This is a genomic window from Colwellia ponticola, assembly GCF_005885605.1.
GTDB classification, from domain to species: Bacteria; Pseudomonadota; Gammaproteobacteria; order Enterobacterales; family Alteromonadaceae; genus Colwellia; species Colwellia ponticola.
Map to the genome: position 1 here is coordinate 1 of NZ_SZVP01000210.1, position 410 is coordinate 410.

Sequence of the window (410 nt, forward strand, 5' to 3'; positions counted from 1 at the left end):
CGGCGTTGAAGACGGGGCTTGAGGGCACTGTGGCGAGCGGGCTTGCCCCGCAAGCCACAGGTTACCGGTGGCCTGTTCTTTTTTTGTAGTCAATGCGTTCGCAGCGCCTCCAGCCGTGCGGGCAGGTCTTCCTCGGGGAAGCGCGCGTGCAACGCCAGCAATTTTTCATCCGCGGCTTTGTTTTCACCCGCTTCCCGCAAGCGCACGATCGCCTGTAACTCTTGCTCCAGCGACGGCAACGCTGACGGTGCGCGCTTGCTGAGTCTGGCGCTCGATTCATCTGCCAGCGCACCTGCCATCTCAGCCTGAACCGGCGCACGTTCAGCCTTGGGCGCGGCGGCGATGCGCGCCATCGGCGCCGGTGCGGACAACGCTTGCGGCGCCGGGCGGGCGGCTTCCTCGTGCAGGGC

General features: G+C 66.3%; 1 protein-coding gene. It reads right to left on the reverse strand.

Annotated elements, in window-relative coordinates; genetic code table 11:
• Nucleotides 1-89: 89 nt before the first annotated feature.
• On the reverse strand, nucleotides 90-410 hold a 321-nt coding region (locus FCS21_RS16590; protein WP_371287254.1), incomplete at its 5' end, for a hypothetical protein.